Source organism: Hydrogenophaga crassostreae (assembly GCF_001761385.1).
Classification (GTDB): Bacteria; Pseudomonadota; Gammaproteobacteria; order Burkholderiales; family Burkholderiaceae_C; genus Hydrogenophaga; species Hydrogenophaga crassostreae.
Map to the genome: position 1 here is coordinate 3943566 of NZ_CP017476.1, position 17849 is coordinate 3961414.

Here is a 17849-nt window from a genome sequence, read left to right on the forward strand (position 1 = left end):
ACCTGGAGAACACAACATGACCACACTCAAAGGCAAGAAGATCACCGTTCACGACATGACCCTGCGCGACGGCATGCACCCCAAGCGCCATCTGATGACACTGGACCAGATGAAGACCATCGCCTGCGGGCTCGACGACGCCGGCGTGCCGCTGATCGAAGTGACCCACGGCGACGGCCTGGGTGGCAGCTCGGTCAACTACGGCTTCCCAGCCCACAGCGACGAGGAATACCTGGGCACCGTCATTCCGCTGATGAAACAGGCCAAGGTCAGCGCCTTGCTGCTGCCCGGTATTGGTACCGTTGACCACCTGAAAATGGCCCATGGCCTGGGCGTGAACACGATACGCGTGGCGACCCACTGCACCGAGGCCGACGTGTCAGAGCAGCACATCACGTTCGCCCGCCAGCTCGATATGGACACGGTGGGATTTCTGATGATGGCCCACATGGCCAGCCCGGAAAAACTGGTTGAACAGGCCAAACTGATGGAGCACTACGGCGCCAACTGCATCTACGTGACCGACTCGGCCGGCCACCTGCTGCCCGAGACAGTGAAGGCGCGGGTGGGCGCGGTGCGCGAAGCGCTCAAACCCGAGACCGAACTGGGCTTTCATGGCCACCACAACCTCGCCATGGGCGTGGCCAACAGCCTGGCTGCAATCGAGGTCGGAGCGAACCGCATCGATGCGGCCGCTGCCGGGCTGGGCGCGGGTGCGGGCAACACCCCGATGGAAGTGTTCATCGCGGTGTGCGATCTGATGGGCATCGAGACCGGCGTGGATGTGTTCAAGATCCAGGACGTGGCCGAAGATCTGGTGGTGCCCATCATGGATTTCCCCATCCGCATCGACCGCGATGCACTCACGCTGGGCTACGCCGGCGTCTACGGCAGTTTTCTGCTGTTCGCCAAGCGCGCCGAAAAAAAATACGGCGTGTCGGCGCGCGACATCCTGGTCGAGATGGGCCGCCGCGGCATGGTCGGCGGCCAGGAAGACATGATCGAAGACACGGCGATGACCATGGCGCGCGAGCGCGGGATCATGGCCAAAGCTGCCTGAAGGAGACCCCATGCCATTTGCACAAATCTACATGCTCGAAGGCCGCACCGAAGACCAGAAGCGCGCGGTGATCGAGAAGGTCACCGCCGCGCTGCAGGAAGCCGTCGGTGCCCCCAGGGAAACCATCCGGGTCTGGATTCAGGATGTGCCCAAACAAAATTGGGGCATCGCCGGGGTCTCGGCCAAAGACCTGGGCCGCTGACGGCCTTCGGTCCAAACCGCGCGCGGCAGTCTTCGCGGCGAGACAGGTCGGGAGCACCCGTTCACCACTGGCGTGTGCGGTCGTTTCCGTGTCCCGATGTGACCCGCCTTGATCGAGGAACCGGTTGGGGTGGTCGTACGGCCGCTTTCGGCCTGGTGCCAGAGTGACAGGTTGGGGCCGGCGCACATGTTCAGGCGTCATGCTTGAGTTGCGGTGATCGGGCTTGAAGCAACGGTGGTTTTCCAGTTTCGGCTTTGCAGGGATTGCTGTCGTCAGTGCGCCCCATGACTTCGTGCTCCATGCCTGGACGCCGACCTCCGAAGAACAGAGGGGCTCACTGGCCTGATGAGCGCTTTCGGTTGTCTGTCGACCTGAGGACCCGTTACGGCGATATCACCGAGGCGGTGGTGCTCAGGTGATGCGGTGTTTTGAAACAGACCGCAGAAACTTGATAAAGCGTGGGTCTCCAGCGTAGGCCACGTTCACACGCAACGCGGGATACGGCCCCTGGCGATCTGGATAAAAAACGGATCCGGGGGCCAGGAAGATGCCTTGGCTCGCGGCATCCCTGACGAGCTCAAGTTCGTCGCTTTGCCTCGGAAGATCGACCCACAGGTAATAGCCCCCCGGGTCACTTGGGTGTACCTCGACGCCGGCGCGTTCGAGGGCTTTTACCGCAGGACCGTGAGCCTCAGCGAGGCGCGCCTTCAGACGGGCAATGTGCCGCCTGTACTGGCCCGCCGAGATGAGTTGATGAACGACTCGCTCGACAAAATCCGAGGTGGATACGACGGTGACCATCTTGAGGTCGCAAAGCGCGGATATGCGCTCGGGCGCCCCTGCGATGTAGCCCACACGCAGACCTGCCGAGAGGGTTTTGGAAAAGCTGCTCACGTACAGCACCCTGTCCAGCTGATCCAGGGCCGCCAGGCGCGGCGCGGCGGCGGGCAGCAGGTCTGCAAACGGATCGTCCTCCACCACCAGGCAGTCGAATTCAGCGGCAAGGCGCAGGAGCATGTGGGCCTTCGGCAGGCTGATGGAACTGCCCGTGGGATTGTGTGCCAATGACTGCGTAAAGAACACCTTGGGGCGGTGAAGCTTCATCAGTGCATGCAGCGCCTCCAGATCGGGTCCATCGGACAGCCGTGGCACACCCAGCATCTGAACCTTGGCCAACTTCAGCTTGCCAAACAGCGGGTAATAACCCGGCGCATCAACAAGCACCTTGTCACCAGGCTCAAGCAGATGGCGGATGATCAGGTCGAGTGCGTGGTTGGCGCCCTGGGTGAGCAGCACCTGGCGGGCATGAACCTGAATGGAGCGTTCCCCCAGGAGGCGGACAACCGTCTCCCGCAGGGGTTGGTAACCCCAGGGGGTGCCGTAGCCATGCTCTATGGCCGTGAGCCCCTCTGCCCGGGAGCGCCGCAGGTGGCGGCCCAACTCCGAGCCCTCCATCCAGCTGGCCGGTGGGCGACCGTCTCCCACCCGCACTTCATAGTGTTGTTCCAGTTGTTCCCTCAACAGCGAAACGACATCGACGGCTGCCGTCACATGGGGAGCAGGTGTTGCGGTCCACGCCCTCGGCATTTTCCGGACATAGAAGCCCGACCCCGGACGGGACTCGAGAAACCCCCTGGCCACCAGCTGGTTGTATGCCTCTACAACCGTATTGACCCCCAGTCCTTCTTTCTGGGCTGCGTCGCGCACCGAGCGCAAGCGTGTGCCGGCGGGCAGGGCATCTTGCTCGATGGACTTGAGCAGCTTTGCGGTCAGCGTCTCGACCTTGTTGTCATTCGATCTGGTGGCCATGTTGCCTGCCCTGGTTAGGAGACTGTACCCATCAATGGATGGATACAGTTTATTCAACTGTGTCCAAACTGTATCTGTAAACGGCGTTCTTTGTCCATAGACTGGGCCCGGTTGCGATGGTCTCCTCACCCGTTGGGTGAACAGGGCTACGTGGCCAACAAAGTGTCCACTCGCCTGGCGAGTTTGAATCAAGATCTACGGAGACAAAACATGACCCAATCAAAACTGGCACGTCGTCAGATCCTCAAATCCGCCATTGCATCCGCTGCAGCCGTTGGCGTCGCCGCCCCGCTGGCCGCACATGCCCAGGGGGCCACCGTGACCTGGCGCATGCAGGCGCTGTGGGACGGAGGCACCACCCCCCAGAAATTCGAGGAGAAGTTCGTTGCCCGCGTGGCCGAGCTGACTGGCGGGCGCTTCAAGATCAACCTGTTTGCGGCCGGCCAGATCGTGCCCGCTGCCCAGGCCTTTGACGCGGTCCGTGGTGGCGCCTTCGAAATGATGAAGACTTTTGACGGCTACGAGGCAGGCAAGATCCCCTCCTTCGCGTTCACCAGCACCATCCCGTTTGGCTTTGCCGAAAGCGATGACTACGAAGCATGGTTCTACGAGAAGGGTGGACTGGATCTGGTCCGCCAGGCCTACGCCCCGGCGGGATTGCACTACATCGCACCGACCGTCTACGGTCAGGAGCCTTTGCACTCGAAGGTGCCGATCCGGAAGATGGCCGACCTGGCTGGCAAGAAAGGCCGCTTTGTGGGGTTGGCTTCAGCGGTGATGGGCGCCATGGGCGTCTCGGTGACGCCACTGCCCACGGGCGAGGTGTATTCCGCACTCGACAAGGGCGTGATCGACATGGCCGACAGGGGTGACCTGACAGCCAACTTCGAAGCCGGTCTGGCCGAGGTCGCCAAATACGTGATCGTGCCCGGATTCCACCAGCCCACCACCGCCACCGCCTACGTGGCCAACAAGGGCGCCTTCGAGAAGTTGCCAGCGGAATTCAAGGCCGCCCTGGCTGTGGCTGCCCGCGAGGTGTCCTCGTCGCTGCGACAACACATTCTGGTGAACGACGCGAGCGTGCTGGCCAAGTACGAAGCCAAGGGCTGCGAAGTGATCCGTTTCAATGCCGCCGACGTTGCCGCCGCTCGACCCAAAGCCATGGCAGCCTGGCGTGCCGCGACCAAGGGCGATGCACTGGCGACAAAGATCCTGGACAGCCAGATCGCCTTCATGAAAGAGCTCGGCCTGCTGGCCTGATGTTCCAGGCCCGCGCGCCAGCTTCGCCCAGAACGGGGGCGCTGGCGTAGCGGGCTGCACCACCGTTTCTTCTCTGGAGCCTGTATGCCTGCCTGGCTGTCTGTCTCCACGTCGGCCATTACCACGCTCAATCGCTGGATCTTTCAGATCACGGTTTGGCTGATGGCGATCGTGGTTCCCGTGATGTTGTACGAGGTGGTGATGCGCTACCTCTTCGATGCGCCCACCGTCTGGGGCATGGAGCTGGCCGTGTTGCTCTTTGGCCCCTACTTCTTGCTCGGTGGTCCTTACCTCTTGCACTTGCGTGGCCATGTTGCACTGGACCTCGCGCGGCAGCGCCTGAGCCTGGCCTGGCAGCGCCGTCTGGACTTGATCAATTTCCCCATCATCGTTTTCTTTTGCGCCGTGTTGCTGTACTTCAGCGCCCCATCTGCGTTCAGCGCCTGGACTTACCGGGAAACCAGCTTTTCTGCCTGGAACCCGCCAATCTGGCCCGCCAAACTCATGGTGCCTTTGGCCTTGGCGCTGATGCTGCTGCAAGCGCTGGTTGAATTCGTTCGGGTGTTGTTCAGGGCACCCGATACCACCGAACAAAATCCGGCTGAGGCTGCCCACCCATGAGCGCCAATGCCATCTTGCTGCTGATGTTCGGCAGCCTCACGGTGTTCATGCTCACCGGTTTGCCCATCGCCTTTGTCCTCGGAGGCCTCTCGCTGCTCTTCACGGTCACGCTCTGGGAGCCCAACGCCGTCATCGTGCTGGTGCTTCAGATCTACGACACGATGAAATCGGAGGCCTTGCTGGCCATCCCGCTGTTTATCCTGATGGCCTGCATCCTGCAGCGATCCGGGGTGATCGAGGATCTGTACCGAGCCATGGAACTCTGGTTTGGGCGCATCAAAGGTGGGCTGGCCATCGGCACCGTGATCATCTGTGTGGTCATGGCCGCCATGACAGGCGTGGTCGGCGCAGCAGTGACCGCCATGGGGATTCTGGCGCTGCCTGAAATGCTCAAACGGGGCTACAAGCCCCAACTGGCCCTCGGCACCATCTGTGCCTCGGGGACGCTGGGCATACTGATCCCGCCATCGGTGCTGACCATTGTCTACGCGGTCACGGCGCAAATTTCGATTGGCCAGATGCTGATCGCCGGCTTGGTTCCGGGCTTGATTCTGGCCAGCCTGTACATCGGATACATCGTGGTTGTCGGGTGGTTGCGGCCCGACTGGGTCCCTCTGGACCCAAACATGCAGGCCGTGCCGCTGAAGGCCAAGCTGCTGGCGCTCAAGGCGCTGGCCTTCCCGTCCATGCTGATCGTGATGATCCTGGGATCGATCTTTTTTGGGGTGGCCACACCCACGGAGTCGGCTGCGGTTGGCGTGGCGGGCGCCATGATTCCGGCCCTGCTCAAACGCCGGCTCAACCTGGGCATGTTGCGGGCCAGTGGTGTCGACTCCCTGAAGGCCACGTCGATGATCCTGTGGATCACACTCGGCGCGAAAGCCTATGTGGCGATTTTCACAGGTCTCGGTGGCGCCGACACCTTGCTTGAATTCATCAAGGGCCTGGAAGTCAACCGCTGGTTGATTCTCGGCGCCATGATGCTCTTGCTGGTCTTTCTCGGCACGGTTCTTGACGAACTCGGCATCATTCTGCTGACCGTGCCGGTGTTCCTGCCCATCGTTCGCCTGCTGGGATTTGACGAGCTCTGGTTCGGTGTGCTGTACGCGATCACCATCCAGATGGGCTATATCAGCCCGCCCTTTGGCTACACCCTGTTCTACATCAAGGGCACCTTGCCCAAGCAGATTGGCATGGACCTGGTCTACAAGGGCGTGATCCCCTTCTTCATCCTGCAGTTTGTTGGCTTGCTGATTTGCGCGGCCTTCCCTGACCTGGTCACCTACCTGCCCCGCCTGATGGCCGAACGCTGAGTTCAATTTTTCATTTTCAGAGGACATCCCATGGACACGCATGCTCCCAGCAGCCGCATTGGCGGTTTCCACAAATTCAATGTCGCCGAGCGGATCGACAGCGTCGCAAAATTTGCGCAACTGGATGACGCAGACAAGGCCTTGTTGCGGAACACCGGCAATCTGCCCGCCGAACTGGCCGATCATCTGATCGAGAACTTCATCGGCACCATGAACATTCCGGTGGGCATTGCCACCAACATGAAGATTGATGGTCAGGACCGGCTGATTCCCATGGCCACAGAAGAGTCTTCCGTGGTGGCTGCGGTGTGCAACGCGGCGCGCCAGTGCTACGACAACGGAGGCTTTGTGACCTCCATGTCGGGTACCGAGATGATTGCGCAGATCCAGCTCACTCAGGTGCCTGATCCGCAGCATGCCCGTTTGCAGATTCTCGAGCGCAAAGAAGCGGTTCGAGACATGTGCAACGCCTGCGACCCGATTCTGGTCAAACTCGGTGGTGGCTTTCGGGATCTCGAAGTGCGCGTGCTCGACACACGGGGTGGCACCATGGTGGTCACCCACCTCATTGTCGATACCCGAGACGCGATGGGTGCCAACGCGGTCAACACCATGGCCGAACGCATTGCGCCGCACATTGCCGAATGGACGCAAGGAAAGAGCAACTTGCGCATCCTGTCCAATCTGGCCGACAGGCGCCTGGCCCGTGCGCGTTGCACCTGGCGTCTGGCCGACATCGGTGGCGCCGAGGTGCGCGACGCCATGCTGGCGGCCTACCACTTTGCAGAAGCCGATCCGTATCGCGCCGCGACACACAACAAGGGCATCATGAATGGCATCAGTGCCGTGGTGATGGCCACTGGCAACGATACCCGGGCGGTTGAAGCTGGCGCCCACGCCTATGCAGCGCGCAGTGGTCGCTACTCCAGTCTGACGGCATGGGAGGTGTCGGCTGAAGGAGACCTGGTCGGATCCATTGAAGTACCCATGGCCGTGGGCCTGGTGGGCGGTGCGACCAAACTGCACCCCAGTGCCAAGGTGGCGCTCAAGATCCTCAATGCGAAAGCCGCCGAAGACCTTGCGCGTGTCATCGCAGCGGTTGGACTTGCCCAGAACTTTTCGGCGATGAAGGCACTGGCGACCACGGGTATCCAGAAAGGACACATGTCGCTGCATTCGCAGAACATTGCCATGATGGCCGGCGCTTTGGGGGAAGAAATCGACCTCGTCGCCCGCGCCTTGGTTGAACTCGGTACGGTGCGCCTCGATGTCGCCGAGGAAGCGCTTCAGCGGATCAGAACGTCAAAGGCCTGATGCAGGAATGGTTTCCAGGATCCGTCTAACAACTGGATGTCACCCACTTCTCTGGCCCGCTTTCAATTTTCAGTGGAGCGCCCACCTTGAGGCACCCCGGTGCGCGCGCCAGCCATTGCCTGCCTCGACCCATCGCCCTGCCCCGCGTTTGTCTAGCAACAAGGCTGCACACAGACTTGCGAGCAGCTCCTTGCTGAAGAACGCAGAGAATCCCGGCAGACCTTGCGGCATCCACCCCTGGTAGGCCCTGTCTTTCCCCAAGAAAAAACGCGGCTTTCGGCGCGGGCTTTTTGTTTCCGTTTCCCTCGCCTGTGGCCATTCAAGCCGCCAGCCCCACAACCGTGACACGGGGGTACGCCCAGTTTCGTGCGGATCAAGCAGGGTCCCAGTTCTGGAAATGGCGCAAAACCCAGCCGTCAAACCGGTTGCCGTGTGACACACAGCACAACGTTCACACGCCTATCGGGCACTGGGCATCGTCTCTGGCAGGGTTGCGCAGCAAACCGACCTGCCCGCCATCAAGTGACTTTTGTCGCACCGGAAACCGGTGTTTTGAGTGGTTTCTGAAGGCTGCGAAGCCGGATACCCGGCCCGGGCACACACCGGCGTGAGCCAACCAAGCCCCTCTGCAAGGCACCGGGTCTTGCACCCGGAAAAGCTCTACCGGAAAAACGATATCGGCACCATGGTGCATTTCAAATGAATGAAAAACACAACACTCCGACAATAGTTACTTTCCCTTAGTTGAAATGGGTAAACTCGGCTCGGAAAACTTTGAACAACCCTAACTTTTTGACCAGTTTCGGCCGTTCCCTTTCACATTTCAACCACTATGAAAAACCCCATGATCCGCCTCAAAGCAACGCCCGTCATCGCCGCCATCGGGATGTTGTCTTTCGCCTCTACGGCGTTCGCCAGCGACTTCACCACCGAAATCGGTGCCCGCTACTGGCACTCAAGCGGCGGCCCCGAGTACACCCTGTACGGCGGCATGAGCCCCGACGACGGCGCGGTATCTGCCTTGCAGTACAAATCGAAAAACGTGGCTTCGCCTGAAGTGTTTTTCCGTGTCGACCACATCAGTGGCGTGTTCGTCAAAGGCATCCTTGCTGGCGCCGTGACCAGCAAGAGTGGCGTGGAATACGACGAAGACTTCGAGCCTGAGACCGATCCATACTCACGCACCGAAACCTCCCAACTCAAGAGCGCGATCAAATACGGCTCGATTGACGTCGGCTATGGCATTTCCCAAGGCGCCTTGCGCGTGGGTGGCTTCGTGGGCTACGCCAACTGGAATGAAAAGTACCGCGCCTATGGCTGTACACAACTGGCCACCTCCGACATCTGCTCACCAGGCGATGTCGCTGATGACGAGTTGGGCATCACCGAAACCGACAAATTCACGGGCCCCCGGGTGGGCGTGACGGCGGACTTTGCGGTCAACGACAAGCTGTCCCTTTCGGGTGAAGCTGCGTACTTCAAGCCCGACCACAAGAACACCGACAACCACCACCTCTCGGGCCTGGGTCTGACACCCGGCAACGGCAGCGGCAGCGGCTCACAGATCAGCATTGCGTTGAACTACCTGGTAACCCCGGCACTGAGCATCGGCGCGGGCTACCGCATGTGGTCGGTCAAATCCGACATCACCACCGGGATCACCGAACAGGCCCCCGAGAGCCAGCTGGAAACCTACAAGACGAAACGCAAAGGCATGTTCCTGCAAGCAAGCTACCGCTTCTGAAACGGTTGACCGATGACTGAAAATGCCCCCGAGCTTCACGCCCGGGGGCATTTTTTTGAGCGACATCCGCCCACATCATGCGGCCCTTTTCCCCGCGGCGGCTTGTTGCCAACCAAGGCTCTGAACCGTTGAGGTCACCAGAAATCAAGGCCGGCGAACCCGGTTGAGGGTTGGCTCGAACCTGCTCTGATTCGCCCTGGCTCACCAACGCATCATCAGGCTGCCCGCCCCGAACGGTTGCCTGATCCACCCAGTTCACCGGCCAAGAAAAAGCCCCGCTTCAGCGGGGCTTTTTCTTGGGGCAGTTCCAGCCGCTCAGCTCTGGTTGGCCAGAAGCCTGAAGCCCTTGCCACGCATGCAATGGGCCACCAGCAATTCTTGTTCGTCTTCATCGATCTTGCTGACGCCTACCTTGAACCGGCACTCGGAGAGTTCGGTGTAGGTGTCGTCGGCGGAGACATTGGGTTTGGCCCAAAAAGGCTTGGAAGTGGACGCGCAACCCGCGACCACCAGCACTGCGAGCAGCATCCCTGCGGTTTTGATCATTTTGAAATCCTCGGTGTCAAATGGAATGCCCAAGCATAGCAAAGCCCGGCAGGAACCCGCTGTGCCGGGGTTTTCTGTTACATCCCGGCCATGCCCGGGTTGCCAGCCATGCCGACCAGTTTGGGGGTGTTGATGGTCCGCGGGGCGATGGTCTTGTGGTTCTTGAAGTAGGCCTCCATGACGTCCCAGATGGGTTCTCCCGTGGCACCTTTGGCGACTGGCGCCCAACCAGCCACTTTGTAAGTCTTGTCGGCCTCGATGGCCTTGCCTTTGAGCATCATGTTGCTGATGCGCTTGCCAGAATCCGCTTTGGGATCGCAGGTGTAGGCCAACCCGCCCACGCGCACCATGTCGCCACCCTGCTGGTAATACGGATCGGGGTTGAACAGGTTGTCGCAGACGTCTTCCAGCACGGTCTTGATGGTCTCTCCCGTCATGTCGTTCAGCGAGCTGGACGGGTAGGTGATGGCCACCTGGTCCATCATCAGTTCACGCGTGATGGCCTGGCCCGGCAAGATGGTGGTACCCCAGCGGAAGCCGGGCGAGAAAGCCATGTCGGCGCCCTTGACTTCCATCAGGGCGTCGACGATGAGCTGGTCCCACGAACCGTTGAAGTTGCCACGGCGGTAGAGCAGGCCTTCGGAAATCGCCAGCTCTTCGTCGAGCTTGGCCTTGTAGGGTGCACGCACCTGGGTGATGTAGGTCTGCATTTCGGCATCGGCCGGCAACAGGTTGGCAAAAATGGGCAGCAGCTTGTAGCGGAAATCCTGCACCTTGCCGCCGCGCACATCGAAATCGAGCACGCCGAGAAACTTGCTGTTGGAACCCGCGTTGGTGACCAGCGTTTGGCCGCTGGCATTTTTCACAACGAAGGGGGCTGGCATGCCGTCGTGGGTGTGACCACCCAGAATCGCGTCGATACCGGTCACGCGCGAGGCCATCTTGATGTCCACGTCCATGCCATTGTGCGAAATCACGACCACCGCTTGCGCGCCTTTGGCCCGCACCTCGTCGACCATTTTCTGCATGTTGTCGTCCTGGATACCGAAGGTCCAGTTGGGCACCATGTGGCTGGGGTTGGCGATGGGGGTGTAAGGGAATGCTTGCCCGATCACGGCCACGGGCACGCCATTCATTTCCTTGATGACGTAAGGCTTGAACACCGGGTCACCGAAGTCGTTGGTCTTGACGTTTTGCGCCAGAAAGTCGAGCTTCCCGGCAAAGTCCTTCTTGATGATTTCCTGCACACGCGCTTCGCCAAGGGTGAACTCCCAGTGCGGGCTCATGGCGTCGACGCCGAGCATTTTGCAGGCGTCGACCATGTCCTGGCCGTCGGTCCACAGCGCGGTGGCACTGCCCTGCCAGGTGTCGCCACCGTCCAGCAGCATCGCGTAAGGACGGCTGGCCTTCATCATCTTGATCAGCGTTGCCATGTGGGCAAAGCCACCGACCTTGCCGTAGGTTTTGGCGGCCTGTTCGAAGTTGAGGTAGGTAAAGGCGTGGGCCTCGGGCGTGCCGGGGCGGATCTTGAAATGCTTGAGCAAGCCTTCACCCACGATATGGGGCGGACGGCCCACCGCTTCGGCCACGCCCAGGTTCACGTTGGGTTCGCGGAAATGAATCGGCATCAGCTGCGCATGGCAGTCGGTGAAGTGCAGGAAGCTGACGTTGCCGAACTTTGGCAAGTCGTACATGGCCTGCCCCGCGCCGGCTTTGCCTGCCAGCACATCCTTGTGGTTCAAGGCCATGCCGCCCGCACTGGCCACGGCGAGCACTTGCATGAATTCACGACGGCTGAAGCTCATATACATTCCTTTTCAATTGATCGCTGATATTTGCGCGAAATTTTTTTGAACCGGCAACGGAGGCGCTTCAAAGCCTCCGTTGCACACGCACGAAGCCACCGCTTCGTGCGCCAGGTTCAGATCATTTGTTCACTGGTGATGCAGGATCCAGCAACAAAGCCATGACATCCTTGATTTGCCCTTCGTCAAGGATGTCGTTGTGGCCAAAGCGTGGCATCAACGAACAGGCGTTGGTTGCCCGGGCGTTCCACATCTTGCCCCAGGTGTACTTCACGATTTCCATGCCTGCGGCGCTGTTGGGGTCGGTGACCCCGCGCAGCTTGCCGTAGTTGTACAGGCTGGGGCCAATCGTGCCAAAGGAGATTTCTTCCTTGGTGATCTGGTGGCAGTTGTAGCAGTTGCCACCATTGTCGCGGTCGGCTTTGTCGGCCCAGCTCAGGCCTTTGCCACTTTGGGCAACTTTCTCGCCCGCTTTCCAGTCGCCCAGGTACTTGCCATCCGAGGGCCATTTGACGGTCTTCATGCTGGCCGCTTCAATGGCTTTGGTCGCGGTTTCATCCAGCGGTTTACCGGCCACTTCGGCCGCGCTGCACAAGCGGTTGGCTTCGTCCTGATTCAAGCGGTCCAGCGTGGCAATGCCCTTGGCCTTGAAGGAGGACTTCACGACATCGGCGGTCATTTTGTCGTAGCCGCCGCCCGAAGGAGAGGCAGAGCAAGCCGCCAACAACACCACGGCGGCAGGGATCAGTGCGAGATTGATTTTTTTCATGTTCTGTCTCCTGTTCAACGCTTGAGTGCTGGAATGATGGACTCGGCGCCCTTGGCATTCACACCCATGTAAATCGAGAGCGCCAGGGTGGCATCGCTGCCAAATTTGGGCTCAGGGAAACGCTGCTGGCGGTAGCAATCGTTCAGGCGCTTTTGCATGGTCCACAACTGACCATTGGAGACGCGGTAAGCGGGCCATGCGGCAAAACCGATGCCATCACCAGGGTTCTTGGTGAGATTGGGCAGGTCTTGCAGGCGAATGCGCTTGTCGTCCTGGCCATGGCAGGTGGCGCAGGAAAAGTCATGCGGGCCGCTGCGCATGAAGAACAGGCGCTTGCCCACTTCATACATGTTTTTTTCTTGCTCATGCGCCTGTGGCAGATTGAAGCGCATGCCCTTGGACGCGGTGGCGATATAGGTGACCATGGCCACCATGTTGGCGCTCTCGCCTTTGCCATAAGAGGCATTGATGAGATCGTCGGCCTTGAAGCCCTGGAGGGTTTCCATGCAGGTGATCAGGCGCATTTCCAGATCTTGCACCCGACCAGTGTCGGCGAAGTACTTGGGCAACTCAAGGAGCGCTCCTTTGATGACCCCTGGGCCTTTGCCCAGATCACATTGTTCGAGGCTGACGTTCTTGGGACCGCGTTTGGTTTTCCAGAGCTCTTCGCCCTTCATTTCAAACAGCTCGGCAGGGTTGCCATCGGCCAGCATCTCGCGGTATTTCGCAATGCCTTCTGCTGACGAGTCCTGGGCGTTGGCGGCACCGATGACCCCTGCGGTCATGGCGGCGGCCACAAAGATCTGGCGAATTGCCATGGCTTTTTTCATCTGGAGGTCTCCTTCTTTTTTCGGTGAAAAATCAAAAACGGCCAGCAACACAGGTGGCTGGCCGTCTGCACCCTCGCCGGTCAGCCGATGGTGGCTTCGTCGGAACGGGAGTCGCCTTTGTTGTCGCTCCACTTCACGACAACCTTGTCACCCTTGGCGCCGCCCTTGAATTTGAAGGACAGAAAGGGGTTCTGCGACACGGAGCCGCTGAACATGGCTTTCAGAACGGACTTGCCGTTGCTGGTGGCTTCCACGTCTTGAATGAAGTGGGCGGGAATGAGGGCACCGGAGGCGTCCTTGCGGGTGCCGGGTTCCATGATGTGCGCCATGAGGACGCGGACGGTGGTTTCGTCGCCGGCGAGGGCGGCACGGATGCGCATTGGATCAGCCATGTTGGACTCCTGATTTCAATTGAAGGTGAATGGGGTGGACTTGCAAGCGGAGAAGGCGATCAACCGCCGCATCCGCCCAGGGTCACTTTGGTTTCTTTGGTGGCCGAGAAAAGCTTGCCATCGGCTTTCACCACGGCCACGACGTTGGTGCTCTGGCCCATTTTGACGCGGGTCTGCACATCGGCAGCGGTACCGGCAGGGATGAAGAATGCGCACGACAGCGGCGTCGGGTTCTTCTCGATGATGATGTACATCTCGGTGGTGTTGGGCAGGCTGGAGGTGGCACCCACAGGCACGACGGCGCCGTTCTCGGCGATGTCGGGCGACACCACGGCGACCTTGTCGCTGGAGACGGGTGTGCCACCCAGGGCCTTCAGTGCGTCTTCCAGGGTCTTGACCTGGAAAGCGGCACGGTCAATGGCAGCCATAGCCTGGCTTTGCGTAACGATACCCAGAGACACCAGCGTGGCGAACGCGCCGGTGGTCTTGATGGCGGTGCGGCGTGAATTGTTCATGTCGAACTCCTAGTGAGAGAAAAAAACAGGGGTTGAAGTTTACTTATCGGGGGCGCCAGCAAGCACCCAGGCGGCCAAGAGCTTGAGCTCTTCGTCTTTGAGCGCTGGCTGAGGCGGCATTGGAACCGTACCGTAAATGCCGGAACCACCCGATTTGATACGGGCAGCCACTTTTTCCAGCGCGTCGGCCTGCCCTTTGTGTTTGGCAGCCACATCCTGATAGGAAGGGCCTACGATTTTCTTGTCGGCCGCATGACACGCCAGGCACGCGCTCTTGGACGCCAGCGCTTTGGCCGCAGCGGCGTCCAGAGCGAAGGCACCTGCGGTGGCCAGAAGGGCCGAAACAGCCAACACGAATTTTTTCAGATGCATGCTCATAGCTTAGAGACTCCTTGGGTAAAAGCGTATGGGGTTAACGATTAAATGCGGATATCGATAAATAAGCGTAAAGCGAAGTTTGATCACTTTCGAAGCCGCTGAAGCAACCTCTCTCAGGTCAAGGTGCGCCCGATGCGATCCATTTGGCAATGGCCCTGGCATCTTCTTCTTTCAACTGCGCCTGAGGTGGCATGGGTGTCGGTCCATAAACGCCTGACCCCCCTGATTTGATCTTGTCCACCAGGTAGGCCTCGATGTCGGCCTTGTCTTTGTGTTTGATTGCGATTTCATTGAAGCCCGGGCCAACGATCTTGTTTTTCATGCCATGGCAGGCGGTACAGGCATTGGCTTCGAGCAAGCCTTTCACAGCGGCCCCCTCTCCGGCCGGCGCTGCCGCAACCAGCACGGCCTTGGGCGGTGGCACCGAGCCCACAACCCCCTTGGGCGGGGGCACTGTGGTGTCGGCGCCGCGAACGGGACCGATCAGGCGGTTCTGTTCGGCGATGTTGCCGTGTGCATCTCGGGCAAACGCCGGCAATGAAGAATGAACCGTCGGGTCAACTTCGCAGTTCTTCATGCACGCCACGTTCTTCACGTCGCCTTTGCCATTGGCCTTCCACAGCGGCTCATAAAACACCATGCCGTTGCGGTTGGGCATGAGCTTTTGCACATCGGCGATGTTTTTGTCGCTGAGGGTGAAGTCGCCAGGCACGATGGATGCGAGGTTCAGCAGGTAAGCGGTGACGCTGTAGACCTCGTCGGTGGACAGGGTCTTGGGCGCGTTCCAGGGCATGGCGCGGTTGATGTAGTCCCAGATGGTGGACAACGTTGCCACCTTCATGATCGTGGTTTTCTGGGGCACGATGCTCTTGCCTTCCACCAGGCCCGCGACTCGCCCTGTCTTGATGTCTTCCTTGGTCGTGCCGCCAATGATGGGCGTGAACGTTTCGTTCGACTCACCAAAGCTGCCATGACAGGAGGCACATTTGTCTTCCCAAATGTCGGCACCGGCGTTCACCGAGCCGGAGCCTGCGGGCAGGCCCTTGAAGTCTGGGCGAACGTCGATATCCCAGGCCTTGACTTCGGCCCTGGTGGCATCGCGGCCCACGTTGTGCCATGCGGGTTCAGCGGCATGGACCCAGGTGGCACCCATCAGTGCCGAGGCCAGCGCAACAGAGCGCAGAGTGACTTTTGTGGTTTGTTGGAATAGCGTTTTCATCAGTACACCTGCACATTCGAGACTTCACCGTTTTCAGACACCAGCCAGCTTTGAATGGCGTTCTGGTGGTACACGGAGCGCGTGCCACGAACGGCGCGCAGCTGGTTGATCTTGGGCTGCACATAGCCCGTGCTGTCGATGGCACGGCTTTGCAGGATGGCGGGTTTGCCATCCCAGACCCAGTCGATGTTGAAGCGCGTGAACGCCTTGGTGAGCGTCGGTCCTTCAAGACGTGCGGTGCGCCAGTTGCGGCCACCGTCCACGCTGACATCAACGCGCTTGATCGAACCCCGACCAGACCAGGCCAGACCACTCACGTTGTAATAGCCCTTGTCGAGCAAGGTCTGGCCGCCTGATGGCGTGGTGACCACGCTCTTGCACTCCTGGATACCGGTGTATTGGCGGTGGGATCCGTCGGGCATCTGGTCGATGTAGTGCACGGCCTCATCTTTGGTGGCGTATTTCTGATCGCCCACTTCGATGCGGCGCAGGTACTTGACCCAGCTCACGCCCTGAATGCCGGGCACCACCAGGCGCAACGGGTAGCCATTCTCGGGGCGCAGCATTTCGCCGTTCATGGCCCAGGCCACAATGCAATCGTCCATGGCGCGTTCGATGTCGATCGTGCGGGTCATGGAAGAACCATCAGCGCCTTCGGCCAATACAAATTTCGCCGCCTTTTTGTCGTAGCCGCACATGTCCAGCAGGGTCGACAACAGCACGCCGGTGAACTCCGAGCAGCTTGTCATGCCATGGGTGTATTGCACCGTGGGCACGGCCACGTTGCCCCACTCGGTGGCGCCGTTGGCGCCGCACTCGATAAAGTGGATGCGCGACACGCTGGGCAGCCGCATCAGATCGTCCATGGTGAACACGCGTTCGCGCTTGACCAGACCGTTGATCATCAAACGGTGTTTGGACGGGTCGATGTCCCACCAGCCCTGGTGGTGGCGCTCAAAATGCAGGCCACTGGGCGTGATGATGCCGAACAGGCCTTGCAAAGGGGTGAAGCTCACCGACGCCTGGTTGACGCGGGTCAGACCCGGGCTCTGGCGGCGCTGCAGATTGGCCTCCCATTTGCTGGGTTTGCCATAACCATCGGTCGCCACCGACTGGCCCAGGCCAGTGGAGTGCGCGGGCAGTTTCAAGATCACGTCCTCGCCCTCGGTGGCCGCAAAGGCCTTGGCCGATGCGGCCACACCAGCGCCCATGGCCAAAGCATTGCCCATGAATCGGCGGCGCGCCTTGCGGGCGGTTTCCAGCTTCTCAGGACTCAAAAAATTTTCGGGCGCGGGCAACACGCGTCCGATGACTTCGCTCAGGTCTTTAGACACTTGCTTCTTCCTTCCGGTTGGCAGGGGGTTGGGATTTGATGGACGGTTCGCCACCAACGCGGGGCTGCATTTCGGCAGCGAAATGGCTCAGGCTTTCTCGGGCGGTCGAGGCACTCTCAGTGCGGCTGATCAGCTGGATCGACACGGTGCGGCACAACTCGACATACATCGGGTCGGCCACTTTGTAAAAGATCTGCGTGCCTTCACGACGGCGCGACAACATACCGGCCTGGTACATCAGGCCCAGATGACGCGAGGCATTGGCCTGCGCCAGACCGGTGGCTTGAATGATCTCGTTCACACACTTTTCTTCCTGGCATAGGGCATGCAGGATGCGCAGGCGCGTCGGTTCGCCGAGCACGCCGAAATAGCGCGCAACCGATTCAAAAACCTCGTGCATGTCGTCCACCAGATGTCTCCCGAGTGCTGTTTGCGTTGCTTCAATCAACTATATGATTGATTGCCTATATAAAGATTAGTGTAAACCCGGAGTCCGACGCTTTTCTGACAACACCGGCCCCGGACAGCGCCCATTCGCCCCCTGACTTTCTCCTGCATCCGGCATCCAACTCGCTGAAGCGCTCCCAGGATTGGCCGTTGATTTTTCGAGGGTTTTCACCGTTCGAATGGCCTCACCCACGGTGCTAGGATGAAGATCTGAATATGCGTGCAGACTGATTTAAGCCATCTGGACGCCCCTGCTTCAGTACGCTGAACAGGCACGGCAAAAGACCGTTC

Annotated in this window: 18 protein-coding genes; 7 read left to right on the forward strand and 11 right to left on the reverse strand. The window is 60.0% G+C overall.

Annotated elements, in window-relative coordinates:
* Positions 1-16: 16 nt before the first annotated feature.
* Entirely contained in the window at positions 17-1060 is a 1044-nt protein-coding gene (gene dmpG / locus LPB072_RS18200) for a 4-hydroxy-2-oxovalerate aldolase (RefSeq protein WP_066085314.1), read from the forward strand.
* Positions 1061-1070: 10 nt separating this feature from the next.
* Positions 1071-1262, forward strand: coding sequence for a 2-hydroxymuconate tautomerase (locus LPB072_RS18205; RefSeq protein ID WP_066085312.1), 192 nt, complete (start codon positions 1071-1073; stop codon positions 1260-1262).
* A 411-nt stretch (positions 1263-1673) separates the two neighbouring features.
* Here the strand turns inward: LPB072_RS18205 and LPB072_RS18210 are convergent, their stop codons facing one another.
* Positions 1674-3071 (reverse strand): aminotransferase-like domain-containing protein, encoded by a 1398-nt coding sequence (locus tag LPB072_RS18210; RefSeq protein WP_066085311.1) that lies wholly within the window; start codon positions 3069-3071, stop codon positions 1674-1676.
* Between the two features lie 210 nt (positions 3072-3281).
* On the opposite strand from LPB072_RS18210, the gene dctP reads away from it, so the two are divergent.
* The 5 genes from dctP (at position 3282) to LPB072_RS18235 (ending at position 9323) form a co-directional block, all read left to right on the forward strand.
* A complete protein-coding gene (gene dctP, locus LPB072_RS18215; RefSeq protein ID WP_066085310.1) occupies positions 3282-4331 on the forward strand; it encodes a TRAP transporter substrate-binding protein DctP in 1050 nt (349 codons plus the stop codon).
* Between the two features lie 84 nt (positions 4332-4415).
* Positions 4416-4952 (forward strand): TRAP transporter small permease subunit, encoded by a 537-nt coding sequence (locus tag LPB072_RS18220; protein ID WP_066085309.1) that lies wholly within the window; start codon positions 4416-4418, stop codon positions 4950-4952.
* Positions 4949-6265, forward strand: a complete 1317-nt coding sequence (locus tag LPB072_RS18225) for a TRAP transporter large permease (protein ID WP_066085308.1) — start codon at positions 4949-4951, stop codon at positions 6263-6265. Before LPB072_RS18220 ends, LPB072_RS18225 begins: the two co-directional genes overlap by 4 nt.
* Before the next feature lie 30 nt (positions 6266-6295).
* Positions 6296-7579, forward strand: coding sequence for a hydroxymethylglutaryl-CoA reductase, degradative (locus LPB072_RS18230; protein ID WP_066085306.1), 1284 nt, complete (start codon positions 6296-6298; stop codon positions 7577-7579).
* An 844-nt stretch (positions 7580-8423) separates the two neighbouring features.
* Entirely contained in the window at positions 8424-9323 is a 900-nt protein-coding gene (locus LPB072_RS18235; RefSeq protein WP_157694107.1) for an omptin family outer membrane protease, read from the forward strand.
* 315 nt (positions 9324-9638) lie between these two features.
* On the opposite strand, the gene LPB072_RS18240 is transcribed toward LPB072_RS18235, so the two are convergent.
* The 10 genes from LPB072_RS18240 to LPB072_RS18285 all read right to left on the reverse strand — a co-directional run bounded on the left by LPB072_RS18240 (position 9639) and on the right by LPB072_RS18285 (position 17511).
* Positions 9639-9869 carry a hypothetical protein gene (locus tag LPB072_RS18240; protein ID WP_157559356.1) on the reverse strand — a complete coding sequence of 77 codons (231 nt, stop codon included), beginning with the start codon at positions 9867-9869 and terminating at the stop codon, positions 9639-9641.
* Between the two features lie 77 nt (positions 9870-9946).
* On the reverse strand, positions 9947-11674 hold the full coding sequence (soxB, locus tag LPB072_RS18245; protein WP_066085300.1) for a thiosulfohydrolase SoxB: 1728 nt from the start codon (positions 11672-11674) through the stop codon (positions 9947-9949).
* A gap of 121 nt (positions 11675-11795) precedes the next feature.
* Positions 11796-12443: a sulfur oxidation c-type cytochrome SoxX gene (gene soxX / locus LPB072_RS18250; RefSeq protein WP_066085298.1), complete on the reverse strand. Its 648-nt coding sequence runs from the start codon at positions 12441-12443 to the stop codon at positions 11796-11798.
* Positions 12444-12457: 14 nt separating this feature from the next.
* Entirely contained in the window at positions 12458-13273 is an 816-nt protein-coding gene (gene soxA, locus LPB072_RS18255; protein WP_066085296.1) for a sulfur oxidation c-type cytochrome SoxA, read from the reverse strand.
* Between the two features lie 80 nt (positions 13274-13353).
* On the reverse strand, positions 13354-13665 hold the full coding sequence (soxZ, locus tag LPB072_RS18260; protein WP_082876717.1) for a thiosulfate oxidation carrier complex protein SoxZ: 312 nt from the start codon (positions 13663-13665) through the stop codon (positions 13354-13356).
* A gap of 59 nt (positions 13666-13724) precedes the next feature.
* Positions 13725-14180, reverse strand: a complete 456-nt coding sequence (gene soxY / locus LPB072_RS18265) for a thiosulfate oxidation carrier protein SoxY (protein ID WP_066085293.1) — start codon at positions 14178-14180, stop codon at positions 13725-13727.
* Positions 14181-14219: 39 nt separating this feature from the next.
* A complete protein-coding gene (locus LPB072_RS18270) occupies positions 14220-14558 on the reverse strand; it encodes a c-type cytochrome (RefSeq protein ID WP_197508857.1) in 339 nt (112 codons plus the stop codon).
* Between the two features lie 118 nt (positions 14559-14676).
* Entirely contained in the window at positions 14677-15711 is a 1035-nt protein-coding gene (locus tag LPB072_RS18275; RefSeq protein WP_096349029.1) for a c-type cytochrome, read from the reverse strand.
* Between the two features lie 65 nt (positions 15712-15776).
* Positions 15777-17111, reverse strand: a complete 1335-nt coding sequence (gene soxC / locus LPB072_RS18280; protein ID WP_066085290.1) for a sulfite dehydrogenase — start codon at positions 17109-17111, stop codon at positions 15777-15779.
* Positions 17104-17511: an ArsR/SmtB family transcription factor gene (locus LPB072_RS18285; RefSeq protein ID WP_231943566.1), complete on the reverse strand. Its 408-nt coding sequence runs from the start codon at positions 17509-17511 to the stop codon at positions 17104-17106. Before LPB072_RS18285 ends, soxC begins: the two co-directional genes overlap by 8 nt.
* Positions 17512-17849: the final 338 nt, after the last annotated feature.

What these genes read in the sequence shown, in the direction of transcription:
- dmpG (WP_066085314.1), top strand. Translation starts at nt 17, where the DNA reads ATGACCACACTCAAAGGCAAGAAGATCACCGTTCACGACATGACCCTG.
- LPB072_RS18205 (WP_066085312.1), top strand. Translation starts at nt 1,071, where the DNA reads ATGCCATTTGCACAAATCTACATGCTCGAAGGCCGCACCGAAGACCAG.
- LPB072_RS18210 (WP_066085311.1), bottom strand. Translation starts at nt 3,071, where the DNA reads ATGGCCACCAGATCGAATGACAACAAGGTCGAGACGCTGACCGCAAAG.
- dctP (WP_066085310.1), top strand. Translation starts at nt 3,282, where the DNA reads ATGACCCAATCAAAACTGGCACGTCGTCAGATCCTCAAATCCGCCATT.
- LPB072_RS18220 (WP_066085309.1), top strand. Translation starts at nt 4,416, where the DNA reads ATGCCTGCCTGGCTGTCTGTCTCCACGTCGGCCATTACCACGCTCAAT.
- LPB072_RS18225 (WP_066085308.1), top strand. Translation starts at nt 4,949, where the DNA reads ATGAGCGCCAATGCCATCTTGCTGCTGATGTTCGGCAGCCTCACGGTG.
- LPB072_RS18230 (WP_066085306.1), top strand. Translation starts at nt 6,296, where the DNA reads ATGGACACGCATGCTCCCAGCAGCCGCATTGGCGGTTTCCACAAATTC.
- LPB072_RS18235 (WP_157694107.1), top strand. Translation starts at nt 8,424, where the DNA reads ATGATCCGCCTCAAAGCAACGCCCGTCATCGCCGCCATCGGGATGTTG.
- LPB072_RS18240 (WP_157559356.1), bottom strand. Translation starts at nt 9,869, where the DNA reads ATGATCAAAACCGCAGGGATGCTGCTCGCAGTGCTGGTGGTCGCGGGT.
- soxB (WP_066085300.1), bottom strand. Translation starts at nt 11,674, where the DNA reads ATGAGCTTCAGCCGTCGTGAATTCATGCAAGTGCTCGCCGTGGCCAGT.
- soxX (WP_066085298.1), bottom strand. Translation starts at nt 12,443, where the DNA reads ATGAAAAAAATCAATCTCGCACTGATCCCTGCCGCCGTGGTGTTGTTG.
- soxA (WP_066085296.1), bottom strand. Translation starts at nt 13,273, where the DNA reads ATGAAAAAAGCCATGGCAATTCGCCAGATCTTTGTGGCCGCCGCCATG.
- soxZ (WP_082876717.1), bottom strand. Translation starts at nt 13,665, where the DNA reads ATGGCTGATCCAATGCGCATCCGTGCCGCCCTCGCCGGCGACGAAACC.
- soxY (WP_066085293.1), bottom strand. Translation starts at nt 14,180, where the DNA reads ATGAACAATTCACGCCGCACCGCCATCAAGACCACCGGCGCGTTCGCC.
- LPB072_RS18270 (WP_197508857.1), bottom strand. Translation starts at nt 14,558, where the DNA reads ATGAGCATGCATCTGAAAAAATTCGTGTTGGCTGTTTCGGCCCTTCTG.
- LPB072_RS18275 (WP_096349029.1), bottom strand. Translation starts at nt 15,711, where the DNA reads ATGGGTGCCACCTGGGTCCATGCCGCTGAACCCGCATGGCACAACGTG.
- LPB072_RS18285 (WP_231943566.1), bottom strand. Translation starts at nt 17,511, where the DNA reads ATGCACGAGGTTTTTGAATCGGTTGCGCGCTATTTCGGCGTGCTCGGC.